We start from the raw sequence: 14929 nt of genomic DNA on the forward strand, positions 1-14929 counted from the left end.
CAGCGCAGCGCGCCGATGGCGACGCAGTTCACGCCGGCCACCGGGTCTCCGCTTCATGGCGGTGCGAACGGAGCTCACCGCGCGCGGCACGTCGTCTGCAGACGCTGAGCCGGACGAAACGCTGGACGCTGGCCTCCACGTCGACGCGGGAGAACGGGCCTCGGCGTCACGCGGTGTCGAGAGGAGCGAACCATGTCCGTGCTGTTGTGGATCCTGTTTGGCCTCATCGTCGGCGTCATCGCCAAGCTGCTGACCCCTGGCCGCGACCCGGCTGGCTTCGTGGTCACAGCGCTGCTGGGCGTGGCCGGCTCCTTGCTTGGCGGTTTCGTCGGCCGGGCGCTGGGGCTCTATCCGTCGTATCAGTCGAGCGGCGGCTTCTTCACGTCGATCCTGGGCGCCATCGTCATCCTCGCCATCTACAACGCGACGATCGGCCGGCGAGCGACGAGGCCCTGAGCGCTCCCGCCATCGACGGGCTCGCCCCGCCGCGAGGCAGAGAGCTGCCCGAGTAGCGCGGCGGCAGGCACCACGCGGGCCGGCGCGGCGCGCCGATCCAGGCGGAAATCGAGCGCGACCTCCGGCGGCAGCGGCCGGATGGCGCCCGCGCCAAAGCAGCGGTGATAGACGAGATCGCCCGGCCCCGCGCCCCGCCCGCCGAGCTGGTGGCTCCACCACCGCGAGTAGACGGTAGGGCGTTCGGGATCGATCGAGAGCAGATCCGAGCGATCGAGCTGCACCTCGCCGTGATCATCGCGGTCCGCTGCGCCGTGCTTGGCGGTGAGCCGCCCCCCCTCGCCAACGCTGTAGACGATCCTGAACCCCTCGACATCGCCCTTGCCGTAGACGGCGCGCTGGACTCCCGGAGCGAAGAGCAGCGCGTGCGTGTAGACGAGGTCCACCGCGAGCGCGGGCAGCACGGTCCAGGTCAGCCAGTTGTTGCCCCACGGCCGTTCCTCCGAGAAGAACGCGTAATAACCGACGGAGACCTCGCCGTGCTCTCCGACCGAGCTGCGGTAGTACAGGACGTCGCCGAGCTCGCCCACGCTCGCGACCGTCGATCCGACACAGATCGGCTGCCGCTCGATGGCCGCGCCGAGCTCCGTCGGCTCCGCCGGCGCACCGGCGACCGGGCACGGCAGCGCGCTCCTGCTTGTGAAGCTCGCGAGGAGAGGGACAGCCAGCGCGGCGATCGGGAAGGAACGGCTCAGGAGATTCCGGACGGGCATCAGGCCGGACAAGGCTAGCGAGCCCGTCGCTATCCGCGCCAACACCAACGGCCGTTCGCGTTCGGCGCCTCACGACCGCGGCGCCGAATGGAGATCTCCCAGGTCTCGCGGCTCTCCGCGCCGCGGCGCCGGCGCTGGAGCGCTCGTCAGTCGCGGGGCGCGCCGCGGCTCGCCGGCGCAACGCCGCCGTCGAACGCGCCGATCGCCCTGCCGGCGAGCGCCCCTGCGGCGAAGGTTACCGCCGCGATCACGAGCCAGGGCAGGAGTCGAACGCGCCTCAGCGGGCGCGCGTCCCTCCAGTCCGGCGTGACAGCGCTCCTGGCCTCGCTGCGCTCGCCCCCTTCTTCCTGCGCAGAGGGGCGTGCGTCTGTCCCGCGCAGCGTTGGCGTCACCTCGCCGCGATCGTCCCCGGAGCGGCCCGCGGCGATCCGCCGCGGGCCCGTGCGCCCGCGAGACCCGGCGGATCTCCGGCAGCCCCGCACGAGCAGCGACCTGTGCCGATCGCGCCCGCTCGCGACCTCGCGCACGAGCGCGGCGATCTCCTGACCCGCGAGCAGCCCGCGTTCGCTCGAGCTCGGCTCGTCGCCGCCGCTCGGCGCTCGGCGCAGCGAGGCGAGCACCTCGGCGAGCGCCTCTTCCATCTGCGCCGCGGTCTCGAAGCGGCCCTCGGGATCGCGCGCGAGCGCGCGCCGGATCGCCTCCTCGAGCAGCGCCGGGCACGCGGGGCGGAGCGGCGCGATCGCCGGCACCTCGCCGGAGAGCACCGCGCCCATCGTCGCGCCGTCGTCCTTGCGGTGGAAGAGGCGACGCGCCGTCAGCAGCTCGAAGAGGATCACGCCGACCGCGAAGAGATCGGCCCGCGCGTCGACCCTCTGCCCGCGCAGCTGCTCGGGCGCCACATAGCCGAGCTTTCCCTTCACCGTGCCGCCGTCGCTCGACGGGGCCGCGTCGTCGGAAGAGCACGGGGAGCCGAAGGGGCCGGCCTCCTCCATGCCGCTCATCCCCGTCATCTGCGCGACGCCGAAGTCGATGAGCTTGATCTCCCCCTCGAGCGAGAGGAGCACGTTCTGCGGGCTCACGTCGCGGTGCACGAGGCCGACGAGCTTCCCGCCGTCGTCGCGGAGCCCGTGCGCGTGCCCGAGCGCCCGCAGCACGCCCAGGCCGATCTCGATGGCCGCCTCGAGCGGGAACGGCCGCCCCTCCGCGAAGAGAGAGCGCGCGGCGGCGGCCAGATCGCAGCCCGGGACGTACTCGATCACGAGGTGATGGCGTCCTTCGTGAACGACGAAGTCGTGGAACCGGATCACGTTGGGGTGCTGGAGCCGGGCGCTGATCCAGGCCTCCCAGAGGAACATCCGCACGATCGACGGATCTCGCCTCGCCTCGGGGCGAAGACGCTTCACGACGACGGGGTGGGCGATACCTGCCGGCCCGCGCCGGCACGCGAGGAACAGCTCCGCCATGCCGCCTGCCGACAGGCGCGCGAGCAACGCATAGCCGCCGTCGCCCATGGGCAGGTCCATCTCTCGATAGCGCCACGGCAGCCCTGCCGCGCCCCCCTCGCTTCGCGCCGGCATCCCGAACGCGCGAAGAGAGGACGGCCGCCGCGCCATCCACTGCCGGAGTCGCCCCACCCCGGCCAGCCCCCGGACTTGCCCGCGCCGCCACATCGCGCCTTCGCTATTCACGCTGCATGCCACGGAAAGTGCCGCGGCAGCGTCACCTCCGAGCCATGGGCATCGCGCGGTTCTGCGTGGATCCCGCCGGATGAGAGCGCATGTCGGCAGCCGCAGAGACCCACGGCGAGCGCTGCTCCCGGCGGAAAATGCGGAAAACTCGATGGCCCCGTGTTCCACACAGCGGAGCAGAAGAGCGCGCAGCGCCGGGCCCGCCCGCGATGGAACGCAGGTCAAGCCACGGTGGCGGGTGAGGCGCGGACGCGGCGCGCGAGCAGCGCGCGCAGCTCGCGGAAGGAGACGACGCGCAACGCGAGGAGGAGGACGGCGTAGACGGCGACGCCCACCGCGATCGACGCCCACATGCCGGCGAGGACGCGGGCGACGTAGGCCGCGGTGACCATGACCGCCGTCGCGGCGAGGACCGCGAGGATGCGGCCGAGCTCCACGACGTGGGCCCAGCGCGCGGCGATGCCCCACGACGCGATCAGCGCGCCGGCGCTCACGGCCAGCGTCGCGCACGCGGCGCCCATGGCGCGGTAGCGCGGCAGGAGGAGCAGGTTCAGCGCGACGTCGGCGACGAGCGCCAGCGCGAGCAGCTTCACCATCGCGACCTCGCGCTTCGCCGCGAGCAGCGGCAGCGTCACGACCTGGAACGCGAACGTCACGGGGACGCCGCACGCGAGGATCCGGAGGACGTCGGCCGCCGGGGCGTAGTCGCCCGCCCCTCCGTAGACGAGCTGGATGACGTCCGGCGCGAGCAGGAAGATGCCGGCGGCGACGGGCAGCCCGAAGAGCGCGGCGACGAGCATGCAACCGCCGTAGAGGCGCCCGAACGCGTCGCGATCCTGGGCGTAGAGGCGCATGCCCGCCGCGAAGGCGGCGCCGAGCAGGACGTCGGGGAGCATCCTGAAGTTCTCGCTCAGCACCAAGGCGGCGCTGTAGACCCCGACGGCTTCCTCGTCGCAGAGGGCGCGGAGCATGACGCGGTCGATCTGGAGCAGCGCGCTCGAGAGCGCCCCGAGCGCGCCGATCGGCAGGCTGCGCTTCGCGATCTGCCAGAGCTCGGCGGGCGGCGTCGTGAGCTCGGGCCGGTAGAGGCGGGCGCGGAGATAGTGCGAGGTGATGGCGAGCTCCAGCACGTTGCCGAGCAGGAACGCCACGGCGGCGGCGACGACGCCGAAGCCGAGCGCGAGCAAGGCCGCCGAGAGCGCGATGACGAACAGCCGCGCGCCGAGCTCCGCGTACAGGATGTACTGGAACCGCTCGTGGGCCTCGAACGAGAGCCACATGGTCGAGTAGAGCAGCGTCGCCAGCTGGGAAGCCGCGGCGAGCACGATGAGCTGCGCGCCGAGCCCCGAGCGCGTCGCCAGCACGACGGCCACGGTCGCGCCGAGCACCACCGTCCCGGTCACGCCCCGGATGGCGAGCGCTGCGCCGAGGTGACGCGGCCCGAGCTCGGGCTTCACGGCGACCTCCCGGGCCAGGTATCCCCTCACCCCGACGCCGGCGGCGATCGTGACGATCCCCGCGATCGCGAGCGACGCCTGGAACTCCCCCCAGGCGGCGACCCCCACCTTCCGCGCGAGATAGCCGACGAACACGACGCCAAGGACGGCCATGATCGCCTGCTTCAGGAGCATCAGCGCCGCGTTCAGCGCGATGCGCCGGCCATCCTTCATGAACACCTCCCGGTGTCCCCATGCTGTCGGGCACCGCCGTCCGCGCAGCGGGATCGGCCCCGATTCGAGCGTCGTGCGCCCCCAGAGCGCGTCCGTCTCGCGCAGCGAACGCTGCCCGGTGGCGCGAGCGCAGGCGCTCGCTCGGCGAGCGCCGTCGCCCGAGCTCAGCGCGACGAGCCGTCCGAGATGCCGCTCGAGCAAGAAGCGCCAGTTGAAAAGGCGCTCCAACGCGAGACGTCCCTCAACCTCGAAGCACCCGAGGTGCAGGAGGATCGCCAGCGCAAAAAGGGGGTCGGCGATCCTCGGAGCGGGACACGGGATTCGAACCCGCGACCCTCAGCTTGGGAAGCTGATGCTCTACCAACTGAGCTAGTCCCGCGCGAGGTGGAGGAAGCTTCTACCGAATCCGGGGCCGCTTCGCAACCCCTTCATTTCGTTTTCGATCCCGACGTCTTCACGTCTTCACGTCTCCGCCCGGTTCGACCGGTTCGGACCGGAGGCGGGACTCGGCCCCCTCTCCAAGCCGCGCCGCTACCGGCGCGCGCGGAGCGCCGGCGCGCCGAGCGTCTCGCCCGGCAGCGGCGAGCGCGCGCGGATGGCGCTGTCGCAGTCGCTGGTCGCCGCCGCGATCGCGCTGGAGATCTCGATCGTGCCCGCGTCCGGCGGGATCCAGGGCAGCTGGTGCAGGATGGGCCTGTCCGGCGGCAGCCAGCGCAGGCTCCGCGTGACGAGCACGACCGGGTGGTTGCTGTCCACGAGCTCGCTCGCGAGGCGCGCGCCGCCGAGCGGGGCCGGCGGAAGATCCAGGCAGATGAGGCACGCGTCGAACCGTTCGGTCGCCGACGCGAGCCGGGCGTCGTCGATCGACGAGGCGTCCACGATCTCGACGTTCGTCAGCGCCCCCTCGATCGCGCGGGCGAGCGCGTCGCAGGTCGCGGCGCGGGCGTCGTGCGCAAGCAGGATCCTGAAGCCGCGCACCGAGCGCGGCCCAGGCCGGCGGGCCTCGACGACCTGCAACCTGCCCGAGGGCGGCGTCTCGCGCTCACGAGGTGCACGTCGAACGGTCATGGACTCCCCTTCCTCAGCTACACCAAGGCAACCGTGCCCCAGGCTAACACCCCTTGAGCTCAAACTGACCAACCTTTATATGAGGGCGCGCTTCTTTCCTCGTCGCCGGTTCTCGGTTCTCGTTCGTTCTCGTTCGTCTCGGTTCTCGTTCGTCGGTTCTCGTTCGTCTCGGTTCTCGGTTCGCAGCCGCGGCGCCCGCAAGCACGCCGCGACGCGGCATGCCAGCAAGGTCTACGGAAACATCTACGAAGGACGGTCACGCATGAGTCGGTTTCTCATCTCCACTCCTTGCGAGTGCCAGGCAAGCCTGTCAGCCACCCTGGACGAGCACCGGCACGTCACCGCCGGGTGGGCCACCCGGAGTCCCCGCGGCCGGTCGGCCGCCGGTGAAGCCGACAAGGAGCTCGCGCCGGCGCACAGCATCAACGCTCACCTCGAGCGGTTCGACGTGGCGTGGTTGTGCCCCTACTGCGGGCGCAACACGCTCCGCACCTTCGATGCGGGCGCCATGAGGCGGCTGCCTGCGGCGAGCGCACCGCCTGCGGCAGGGCTCGTTCCGCCCGGCACCACCTCCTCGCCGTGAGGCCCCCGATGCGCCGCGACCTCCTCGGTCCGCGCGTCGAGCAGATCCATCCGCCGCGCGCCTGAGCCTGGGCAGGCGCCGTGCGGTCGCGACCGCACCGCCCCGCGCGGCGCTGCTGCGCAGCATCTCCCGCGCAAGCACGAGCGTCCGGGCGCGACCGCTTCATGGCCCCTCAACCCGCCGCGCTCCGGGCCCATTCCCCCCTGTCGACGATCAGCGCCGGCGCGCTCCGGAGCGCGCCGCTGTCCCGCTCAGCTGCCTTTTCCCGCCTGCGACGTGCCCATTGTGCCGAAGACCCAGTCCCAGAGCGGCGACGACACGCCCCACCGGGCATTTTCTCCCGTGTGGTGATGGACCATGTGATGGCGCTTGATCCACTTCCCCCAGCGCGAGCTCATCCGGAAGTGATGAATGGCATAGTGCGTACCGTCGTACGCCAGGTATCCGAGGCCGAAGCCGATGAACAGTGGATCCGCCGGAACAGGGCCAAAGACGACGCGAAACAGCGTGTAGAACACGATGCCGAGGGGGATGCTCGCGCCGAGCGGCATCACCAGCCGGTCGGCATCTTGCGGGAAATCATGGTGCACCCCGTGGAGAACGAAATGCATCCGGCGCTGCCACAGGCGCGGCCCGACGTAGTGAAACACGTATCGGTGCAGGACATACTCGGCGAGCGTCCATAGAAACAGGCCGACCAGCACGAGCCCGAGCCCGGTCAGGAGGCCGACACCATGCCGGGCGGCGCGCACGCCCAGATAGCCGTAGACCGGCAGCCAGAAGACGAACGGCGTGATCGGATGGATCCGCGAAAACCGCTCGATGAGCGGCGTCTCGAACATTTGGCATGTCGCTGGACGCGCGGTGCGCTCGGTGGAGGTGACGGTCATCGTGCACCCCTGGTACCGCATTTATCCATTGTCGGCCAGCGGTAGGCCGGCGCCCAACGGCCCGCTGGACACCGGGAAATGACCATGATCCCGTCACGGCAGGCGCTCGCCGGCGCGATCCTTCCGTGGCGGCGACGCGTTCGCGTCGGCCCGGCGTCCGCCGCGAGCCCCGCGGCGCGCCCGGCCCGGGGCAGGCGCGCGCGATCAGCTCGCGAAGGACGCCTCGTAGAGATGGCGGAGATCGTCGCGCGAGCAGGGGCGCGGGTTGCTCGTGTGGCACGCGTCCTGGGCGGCGAGGTCGGCCAGCGCGTCGAGCTTGTCGCGGGGGACGCCTGCCTTCTCGAGGCCGGCCGCGAGCCCGATCCGGGCGCGCAGGGCGCGGATGGCGTCGGCGCACGCGGCGGCGTCCTCGGGAGCGCCGAGCAGGGCCGCGACGCGCGCCAGGCGCGGCGCGGCCGCGACGACGTTGAACTCGACGACCGGCGGGAGGCAGAGGGCGTTCGCGAGGCCGTGGTGCAGGCCGCACTCGCTCGAGAGCGGGTGCGCGAGCGAGTGGCACGCGCCGAGCCCCTTCTGGAACGCGACCGCGCCCATCATCGCCGCCTTCATCATGCCGCCCCGCGCCTCTAGATCGTCGCCGTGCGTGACCGCCCGCGAGAGGTGCGCGGCGGCGAGGCGGATCCCCTCGAGCGCGATGCCGTCGGCCATTGGGTGATCGCCCTTCGCGACGTACGCCTCGATACAGTGGGTGAGCGCGTCGAAGCCGGTCGCCGCCGTGAGGAACGCCGGCATCGACCGCGTCATCACCGGATCGAGCAGCGCGGCGTTCGCGAGCAGGTGCGGCGAGAAGATCACCGTCTTCCGGTGGTTCACGTCGAGCGTCACGACGCCCGAGCGGCCGACCTCGCTGCCGGTCCCGGCCGTCGTGGGGATCGCGAGCATCGGCGGGACGTCGGGCGTGATGAAGCGATCGCCGCCCGTGGCGTCGTCGTAGTCGACGAGCGGCCGATCGTGGTTCACGCCGAGGCGCACGAGCTTGCCGACGTCGAGCGGCGAGCCGCCCCCGAGGGCGACGACGAGATCGGCGCGGGCCGCGCGGAACGCGGCGACGCCGTCGTGCACGTTCTTCTCGATGGGGTTGCCGAGCACGTCGTCGAAGACGGCCACCTCGAGGCCCTCCTTCCGCAGCGAAGCGGCGACGGGCTCGAGCAGCCCCGAGCGGACGACGCCCTTGTCCGTGACGACGAGCGCCCTCGCCGCGCCGAGCCGGCGCGCCTCGGCGCCTGTCTGCTCGACGACGCCGGCGCCGAAGAGAATGCGTGTGGGAAAGCTCCAAACCGTGAACTGGCTCATGATCACACCGCCTCGAAGTAACGCTTCAGCTCCCAGTCCGTGACCGCGCGCTCGTACTGCCGCACCTCCCAGTCGCGCGTCAGGACATAGTGTTCGACGAATCTCTCGCCGAGGATCTCGCGGGCCATCTTGCTACCCGCGAGCATCCGGGTCGCGTCGGAGAGCGTACGGGGCAGCGACAGGCGCGAGGACTCGGCGGACGACGCGTCCCCGGCGGCCTGCGTCGGCGGCTCGACGCCGTTCTCGATGCCGTAGAGCCCCGCGCCGAGGCACGCGGCCATGGCGGTGTACGGGTTGATGTCCGCCGCCGTCTGCCGGTACTCGACGCGCGCGCCGGGCGTGCCGAGGCCGATGAGGCGGATCGCGGCCGTGCGGTTCTCGACGCCCCAGCTGGCGGTGAGCGGGGCCCAGACGCCGGGCACGTACCGCTTGTAGGCGTTGATCGTCGGCGAGTAGAGCGCCGTGAGCTCGGGCATCAGAGCGATCTGACCGCCGACGTAGTGGCGCAGCGCCGGAGGGATCCGGTCGGGCGACGACCCGTCCTCGAAGACGTTCCGGCCGTCCTTCCAGAGGCTCTGGTGCAGGTGGCCGCTCGAGCCGGGGAGATCGGCGTTCCACTTCGCCATGAACGTGACCGACAGGCCGTGCTCGTGGGCGATCTGCTTCATGGCGACCTTGAAGAGCGCGGCCTTGTCCGCGGCCCGGAGCACGTCGTCGTAGCGGATCGCCGCCTCGTACACGCCCGGTCCGGTCTCGGTGTGAAGGCCCTCGATCTCGATGTCGAAGGCCTGCATCTGATCGAGGATGGCGGCCATGAGCTTCTTGTTCTGCCCCTCCCGGACCCACGAGTAGCCGAACATGCCGGGGCTGAGCGGCGTCAGGCCGGCGAACCGCTTCTCGTGCAGCGAGCGCGGCGTCTCCTCGAAGAGGAAGAACTCGAACTCGCACGAGAACTTCGCCGAGAACCCCATCCGCTCGCCCTTCGCGATGACGCTCCGGAGGAGCGAGCGCGGGCACGCGGGGTGCGGGCCGCCGCGCTCGTCGCGGAAGTCGGCGAGCATCGCGACGGTCCCAGGCTCCCACGGGATGTCGCGCAGCGTGCTCGGATCCAGGACGGCGTGCGCGTCCGGGTAGCCGGTGTGCCAGCCGGTCACCTTCGCGTTGTCGTAGAGGACGTCGGCGATGTCCCAGCCGAAGATGACGTCGCAGAAGCCGAAGCCGCTCTTGAGCGCGCTCTTCAGCTTCTCGATGGAGACGTACTTCCCGCGGAGGATGCCGTCGATGTCAAAGCCGCCGATCTTGGCGCGGGTGATGCCCCGCGCTTCCAGATCGGAGAGGAGCTTCTCGGAGGTCGAGGCGGTCATGGGCCGCGACGATAGCAGGGGAACGGGGCGACATGGCAAGCGCCCGCGCGAGGCGCGCGACGACCGCACGACGCCCCGCCGTCTGGATGCGCGCGTCCGGCGCGCGCTCACTTCACGCGGACGACCTGGATCGGATAGCGCTCCGCGAGCGGCACGAGCACGCGCTCGACGAGCTCGCGGACGCGCGCGTAGCGCTGGTGGTTCGTCGCGGCCGGATTGCGCTTCGAGTCGACGACGCCGATGCGGATGTCCAGCGTGCGCGCGTCCTCGACGCCCCCCGTCACGAACGCATCCGGGTGCACCTTGTCGAGCTCGACGTTGAGCTCCGTCGCCTCCGGTGCCGCGCCGACGAAGGTGACCTCCAGCGCCTCGCCCAGGCCGTTCAGCACGGCGTTCAGGTTCTCCACCGGGAACGGCTGGCGCGCGAGCCACGCGACGACGGCGCGACGCGCGCCGCGCAGCGCCACGCTGACGGCGAGCGCGACCGAGATCGGCGCGAACACGAGGACCCCGAGCGCGCGCGCGACCTCAGGGCCCGCGTCGCGGCCGAGCGCCCCGAGGAAGACGAGCAGGAAGACGCCGGAGGCGAGCGCCACGAGCGGGGGATCGGTGAGCACGCCCCACCGCGAGGTCGACGCGTTCATCAGCCGCGTGAAGCGGGCCGACACGCTCTGATCGGCGCGCTCGCCCGCGGCGGCGCGCCCGTGCGTCAGATCAGGCATCTCCAGCATCTCCGAGCATGCGCCAGAAGAACAGCCCGACGCCGAACAGGAGCAGCACGCCGGCGACCCAGAACGAGCGCACCGGGCCGAAGCTCAGCGCCTCGCCCGATTGCTTCATGATGAGGTCGGCCACCGTGACCACGCACGCGAACACGATGCAGGCCACGGGCAGCCCGAGCTGCTGGAGGAGCGTCGGCCCGCCGAGCGGCTTCGGATCCGGCGGGCGCGGCCGCACGTCCGCCGGCGGACGCGCCGTCGGCCGGTACCTGCTCGACGGCATGTCCGACAGCGCGCGCACCGCGGCCGGCACGACCGACGTCGTGCGCGGCGCCACGCTGAGCGCCATCTCCAGCGGCGGCGTGCTCTCCATCATCCCGCCCCCGCGCGCGAGCATGCTCGGCGGGGCGCTCTCCATCCCGCCGCCGCGCGGGAGCGCGCCCACGGGCGTCGCCTCCGCGAAGCCGCCGCGGCCTCGCGCGCTCGTCGGCACGCTCTCCGGGACGAGCGCGCCCATGCCTCTGCCCCGCGCGCTCTGCGGCGCCTCGGGGAGGTCCATCTCGAGACCGGCCGAATCCGAGGGCGGCGGCGGGCGCACGCTGCTCGCAGGGCCGTCCCGGCGCCCTCCCCTCGGCGAGCGCATCGAGGCCGGAGCCACGTCGAGATCGAGCTCGAGCGACCCGGCGTCGCTGGGCGTGTCGAGCCACACGTGCGCGGCGCGCTTGACCTGCGGAGCTGCACGCATCGACGACGACGGAGGCGGCGGAACGGAGTACGCGTCGTCCTGCGCGGAGGTCCGCCCGAAGGTGGCCGGGAGCCCCATCGCCGCCTCCAGCTCCGTCCAGAAGGCCTCGATGTCGCGCGTGCGGTCGCGCGGGCTCACCGCGAGCGCGCGCTCGAACACCGCGTCGACCTCCGGCGGGATGTTGGCGCCCTCGGCCCGGGGCGTGGGCCGGCGCGTCACGTCGAGCGCCGTCCCCATCATCGCCTGCGCCTCGCCATCGATCACCTGCCGCCCCACGAGCGCCTCGACCATGGTGAGCGCGAGACCCCAGACGTCGGTCCAAGTTCCCGCCTGCCCGAACCGCTTCGGCGCCCACTGCTCCGGGGCGCCGTACGCCGGGGAGAACGCGTTCAGCGGGTCGCCGTTCGTGACCCGTCCGACGGCCTGCTCGGCCAGCGTCTTCGCCTGCGCGATGCCGTAGTCGAGGATCTTGAGCCGCTCCGTCCCCTCCTGCGTCGTGATGAAGATGTTCTCGGGTTTGAGGTCGCGGTGGATGATCGACACCGTGCCGTTCGGGCTCGGGAAGCGGTGCGCGCGCGCGATCGCCTGCGCGATGGGGCGCATCATCTTCATCAGCCTGTGGAGCGGGATCGGCGGCTCTCCCTTGAGCCTCCGTCGATCGATGACCTTGTCGAGCGACTCGCCCTCCAGCCACTCGAGGGCCAGGAAGGGGACGAACTCCCCGCGCTTCAGGTGCAGCACGTCGACGTGGAGCGGGCGGACGACCTCCGGGATCGAGGCCGAGAGCCGGAAGAGCAGCTGGGCCTCCTCGCGGAACTTCTCGAGGAAGAGCTGCCGCTCGCGCGGGGTCTTCGCCTCGGACACCTTCAGGCATTTCAAGGCGACAGGCGCGCGGAAGCCGGCGTGGAGCGCGCGGTACACCACGCCGAACCCTCCCTCCGCGACCACCTGCTCGACGTGGAAATTACCCGCCTGCGTGGTCCCGACGATGCCGAAGACGTCGTCCGCCATGCTCCCTGAGCCATAGCGCACGGCGCCGCTGGACCGAAGGGTGAAACCGAATTTTCCTGTTCGATCGTCCCAGGTCCACCGGGTTGTCAGAGGCGCCGGGGTGACCAGATGGGCGTAGAGGACGGAGAAGGGAGCGAGGTCGACCGTTCAGCGTGACCGCACGTGGCCGCAAGGCGGCCGCGCGGGAGGCGACGGCTCAGCTCCGGAGGTGCGAGGAGGCGTCGCGGTGGGCCCGGTCCTCCTCCTGGAGAATCGAGAACACAAGCCCGGCGCCGATGATCGGCAGGAGCCAGACGAGCTGCGCTTGCCAGACCTTCTGCTTGGGCTCGTAGACGCGGCTCCGGAAGACGCGCACGGTGACGTAGACCTGGAAAGCAAGGACCGCCGCGAGCGCGGCGCCGACGAGGATATCGAAGAGCGTCATGGGTGGGCCGCGGACAGCCTAGCCATGAAGGGCCTCCCCGCAAGGCAGCGGCGTCCGCCGTAGCGTTTTCGTCCCCGGCGGGCACGGAGCCGACGCACCGGCGGACGGGGACGACTTGCCGCATTCCAGCTCGCTCCGATCGCCTCCTGGTGGCGCTCGACAGTAAGATAGCTTACTTCGCTCGCCGCCGCGGGGCACCGCGCCGTGTTCCAGCTCGCTCCGATCGCCTCCAGTGGCACTTCCTGCCTCCGCTGCGACCCGCGACTTGCTCCTTCTGAGCGTATCCAGACAACGGGCCAGGAACCTCGATGCGCTCGCGAAGGATGGGATACCGATCGATCTCGTCTGCTCCACGAGTGATGTCGCCGACCACGGGACCCGGGAGGAGTACGGGCCAGCGACGGAGTTCGTGGAAGCGACACGCGGACGGCTCCACGCGCCGAAAGAGCGGTTCTTCGTGGTGCCAGGGAACCACGATATCGATTGTTTTGCAGGCGCGAGGCCAGCTCGATGAGGCGCTCGATGCCCGCGACACCGGTCTTCGGGATGGAAGCGGCTCTACCGAACCCAGCTGTGAGCCGCGGGATGCGCCATGAGGTGTCCGGTGTACCTCGGCTCGCGCCCGATTCGACCCGTCGAGCCATGCCGGGCTGGTTCAGCGCGACAGCTGTACGTACTACAGTGCGCGCGTGCCTCGACCCCAGCCCCGGCGCCGCCCGCACCGAACCTCGACGCTGGACCTTCCCGGCCTCCGGCGCGGCCGCGCCCTGCTCGCCGCCGCGCTCGCCGGCGCCGCAGCCTGGCTCGCGGCCGCGTGCTCCACGCCGTCGTCGGGGGTCGACGGCGGTGACCTGCTCGGCGTCTTCGAGCAGGACGCCGGCGCAGCCGCGGCCGACGGCGGGCAGCCGCGGCCTTCGGCGGCCCGGCAGGACGCGGGCGCCCGCGCGGCCGGTCCGGCCAGCGCGGCCGCGCCGCCGACGAAGCCGCCCGAGGCCAGGCTTCCCAGCGAAGGGAGCTGCGTCGCCGAGCAGGGACGCCCCGGGCGAGAGCTCCGCAAGACGCTCGGCAGGCCGCCGTGCCGCGGCGCCCAGGTTCTGGAGACGCGCGACGCCGAGGGGTCGCCCCGCTACGCCTGCGTGATCGCGCCGAGCGGCGTGGAGACGCGAGCGCCGCTGCCGCTCATCGTCTTCTTCCACGCCGACGGCGACAACCCGACGAGCGTCGACAAGGAGACGGGCCTGCGCAAGCTCGGCGCCACGTGGAACCTGACCGGCGACCCGGCCCACGCGGGCTTCATCATCCTCGCGCCCCAGGGCCGCGCCTTCAAGACGCCGAGCCAGGCCGAGCGCGAGCGCGGCACGAAGATGTACACGCCGACCGCGCCGTTCGACGTCGAGTTCACCGGCGAGGGCAACGTCGACGTCGCGACCGTCGACGCCTTCGTCGACCAGCTGCTCGAGAAGAAGCTCGTCGACCGGCGGCGCATCTACGCGCTCGGCGGCTCCTACGGCGGCCACATGGCGGCGACGTACGCCATGATGCGCGCGGACCGCGTCGCGGCGTTCGCCACGTTCGGCAGCAACGCGCCGCCCGCAGAGTGGGCGTGCCCCGGCCCTCCCCCGCCCGCGATGGCGGTCTACCGCGCGTGCGACGACACGTTCCCGTGTGAGTCGGTCGAGCGATGGCTGCGCGCGCGCGACGCGCTCTCCGCGCACACCTCGTTCCTGCGCCTCGACGAGGCCGGCAGGGACGAGCCCCACTGCGCGCTCCGGAACCGCTGCTCCGCCAAGAAGGGCGCCATCAACCACGCCCGCTGGCCGAAGTCGCGCGAGACCGACCTGCTCCGCTTCTTCGCAGGGCACGTCCTGGCGCTCGGCGCGGACGCCGCCGCGGCCGAGGCCGCCGAGCGCCCGCGGACGCAGACCGGCACCAACACGCGCTGACGGACGCCGGCCGACGCACCCGGACGCAGACCAGCGCGAACGCGCGCTGGCGGACGCGCACGGACGCAGACCGACACCAGGGGGCGCAGACCAGCGCAAACGCGCTGACGGCGCACTGACGAACGCTGAAGGCGCGCTGACGAACGCTGACGCCGCAAGCGCACGCCCGCACTGCTCGTCCCACGTGTGCACCTGGCTTCGCCGCACGTCGACACTGCAACGTTGCGGTGCGGCGTTGAGCGGAC

Annotated in this window: 13 protein-coding genes and 1 tRNA gene; 3 read left to right on the plus strand and 11 right to left on the minus strand. The window is 71.8% G+C overall.

Annotation, left to right across the window (positions count from 1 at the left end; translation table 11 throughout):
• Positions 1-192: 192 nt before the first annotated feature.
• Complete coding sequence (locus WME82_RS21750; RefSeq protein WP_437747391.1) at positions 193-456, plus strand: GlsB/YeaQ/YmgE family stress response membrane protein; 264 nt, start codon at positions 193-195, stop codon at positions 454-456.
• Here the strand turns inward: WME82_RS21750 and WME82_RS21755 are convergent.
• The 5 genes from WME82_RS21755 to WME82_RS21775 form a co-directional block, all read right to left on the minus strand.
• Positions 417-1226, minus strand: coding sequence for a hypothetical protein (locus WME82_RS21755; RefSeq protein ID WP_438044352.1), 810 nt, complete (start codon positions 1224-1226; stop codon positions 417-419). The two genes, WME82_RS21750 and WME82_RS21755, sit on opposite strands and share 40 nt — an antisense overlap.
• A gap of 146 nt (positions 1227-1372) precedes the next feature.
• Positions 1373-2803 carry a serine/threonine-protein kinase gene (locus WME82_RS21760; RefSeq protein ID WP_438044353.1) on the minus strand — a complete coding sequence of 477 codons (1431 nt, stop codon included), beginning with the start codon at positions 2801-2803 and terminating at the stop codon, positions 1373-1375.
• A gap of 332 nt (positions 2804-3135) precedes the next feature.
• Positions 3136-4584: a flippase gene (locus WME82_RS21765; protein WP_438044354.1), complete on the minus strand. Its 1449-nt coding sequence runs from the start codon at positions 4582-4584 to the stop codon at positions 3136-3138.
• A 306-nt stretch (positions 4585-4890) separates the two neighbouring features.
• Positions 4891-4963: transfer RNA gene (locus WME82_RS21770), tRNA-Gly, on the minus strand.
• Between the two features lie 152 nt (positions 4964-5115).
• On the minus strand, positions 5116-5652 hold the full coding sequence (locus tag WME82_RS21775; protein ID WP_438044355.1) for a hypothetical protein: 537 nt from the start codon (positions 5650-5652) through the stop codon (positions 5116-5118).
• 262 nt (positions 5653-5914) lie between these two features.
• On the opposite strand from WME82_RS21775, the gene WME82_RS21780 reads away from it, so the two are divergent.
• Positions 5915-6235, plus strand: a complete 321-nt coding sequence (locus WME82_RS21780; protein ID WP_437747396.1) for a hypothetical protein — start codon at positions 5915-5917, stop codon at positions 6233-6235.
• Positions 6236-6486: 251 nt separating this feature from the next.
• Here the strand turns inward: WME82_RS21780 and WME82_RS21785 are convergent, their stop codons facing one another.
• From WME82_RS21785 to WME82_RS21810, 6 genes are all read right to left on the minus strand, one after another.
• Positions 6487-7125, minus strand: a complete 639-nt coding sequence (locus WME82_RS21785; RefSeq protein WP_437873290.1) for a sterol desaturase family protein — start codon at positions 7123-7125, stop codon at positions 6487-6489.
• 204 nt (positions 7126-7329) lie between these two features.
• Entirely contained in the window at positions 7330-8484 is a 1155-nt protein-coding gene (locus WME82_RS21790; protein WP_437747398.1) for an iron-containing alcohol dehydrogenase, read from the minus strand.
• Positions 8481-9842, minus strand: coding sequence for a glutamine synthetase family protein (locus WME82_RS21795; RefSeq protein WP_438044356.1), 1362 nt, complete (start codon positions 9840-9842; stop codon positions 8481-8483). The genes WME82_RS21790 and WME82_RS21795 overlap by 4 nt, the downstream gene beginning before the upstream one ends.
• 107 nt (positions 9843-9949) lie before the next feature.
• Entirely contained in the window at positions 9950-10564 is a 615-nt protein-coding gene (locus tag WME82_RS21800; protein ID WP_438044357.1) for a hypothetical protein, read from the minus strand.
• Positions 10557-12317 carry a serine/threonine protein kinase gene (locus tag WME82_RS21805; RefSeq protein WP_437916985.1) on the minus strand — a complete coding sequence of 587 codons (1761 nt, stop codon included), beginning with the start codon at positions 12315-12317 and terminating at the stop codon, positions 10557-10559. Before WME82_RS21805 ends, WME82_RS21800 begins: the two co-directional genes overlap by 8 nt.
• 196 nt (positions 12318-12513) lie before the next feature.
• Positions 12514-12741 (minus strand): hypothetical protein, encoded by a 228-nt coding sequence (locus WME82_RS21810; RefSeq protein WP_437747402.1) that lies wholly within the window; start codon positions 12739-12741, stop codon positions 12514-12516.
• A 689-nt stretch (positions 12742-13430) separates the two neighbouring features.
• Here WME82_RS21810 and WME82_RS21815 point away from each other — a divergent pair.
• Positions 13431-14684: an alpha/beta fold hydrolase gene (locus WME82_RS21815; protein WP_438044358.1), complete on the plus strand. Its 1254-nt coding sequence runs from the start codon at positions 13431-13433 to the stop codon at positions 14682-14684.
• Positions 14685-14929: the final 245 nt, after the last annotated feature.

The organism is Sorangium sp. So ce128 (genome assembly GCF_051525245.1).
Classification (GTDB): Bacteria; Myxococcota_A; Polyangia; order Polyangiales; family Polyangiaceae; genus Sorangium; species Sorangium cellulosum_B.

What these genes read in the sequence shown, in the direction of transcription:
- WME82_RS21750 (WP_437747391.1), top strand. Translation starts at nt 193, where the DNA reads ATGTCCGTGCTGTTGTGGATCCTGTTTGGCCTCATCGTCGGCGTCATC.
- WME82_RS21755 (WP_438044352.1), bottom strand. Translation starts at nt 1,226, where the DNA reads ATGCCCGTCCGGAATCTCCTGAGCCGTTCCTTCCCGATCGCCGCGCTG.
- WME82_RS21760 (WP_438044353.1), bottom strand. Translation starts at nt 2,803, where the DNA reads ATGCCGGCGCGAAGCGAGGGGGGCGCGGCAGGGCTGCCGTGGCGCTAT.
- WME82_RS21765 (WP_438044354.1), bottom strand. Translation starts at nt 4,584, where the DNA reads ATGAAGGATGGCCGGCGCATCGCGCTGAACGCGGCGCTGATGCTCCTG.
- WME82_RS21775 (WP_438044355.1), bottom strand. Translation starts at nt 5,652, where the DNA reads ATGACCGTTCGACGTGCACCTCGTGAGCGCGAGACGCCGCCCTCGGGC.
- WME82_RS21780 (WP_437747396.1), top strand. Translation starts at nt 5,915, where the DNA reads ATGAGTCGGTTTCTCATCTCCACTCCTTGCGAGTGCCAGGCAAGCCTG.
- WME82_RS21785 (WP_437873290.1), bottom strand. Translation starts at nt 7,125, where the DNA reads ATGACCGTCACCTCCACCGAGCGCACCGCGCGTCCAGCGACATGCCAA.
- WME82_RS21795 (WP_438044356.1), bottom strand. Translation starts at nt 9,842, where the DNA reads ATGACCGCCTCGACCTCCGAGAAGCTCCTCTCCGATCTGGAAGCGCGG.
- WME82_RS21800 (WP_438044357.1), bottom strand. Translation starts at nt 10,564, where the DNA reads ATGCCTGATCTGACGCACGGGCGCGCCGCCGCGGGCGAGCGCGCCGAT.
- WME82_RS21805 (WP_437916985.1), bottom strand. Translation starts at nt 12,317, where the DNA reads ATGGCGGACGACGTCTTCGGCATCGTCGGGACCACGCAGGCGGGTAAT.
- WME82_RS21810 (WP_437747402.1), bottom strand. Translation starts at nt 12,741, where the DNA reads ATGACGCTCTTCGATATCCTCGTCGGCGCCGCGCTCGCGGCGGTCCTT.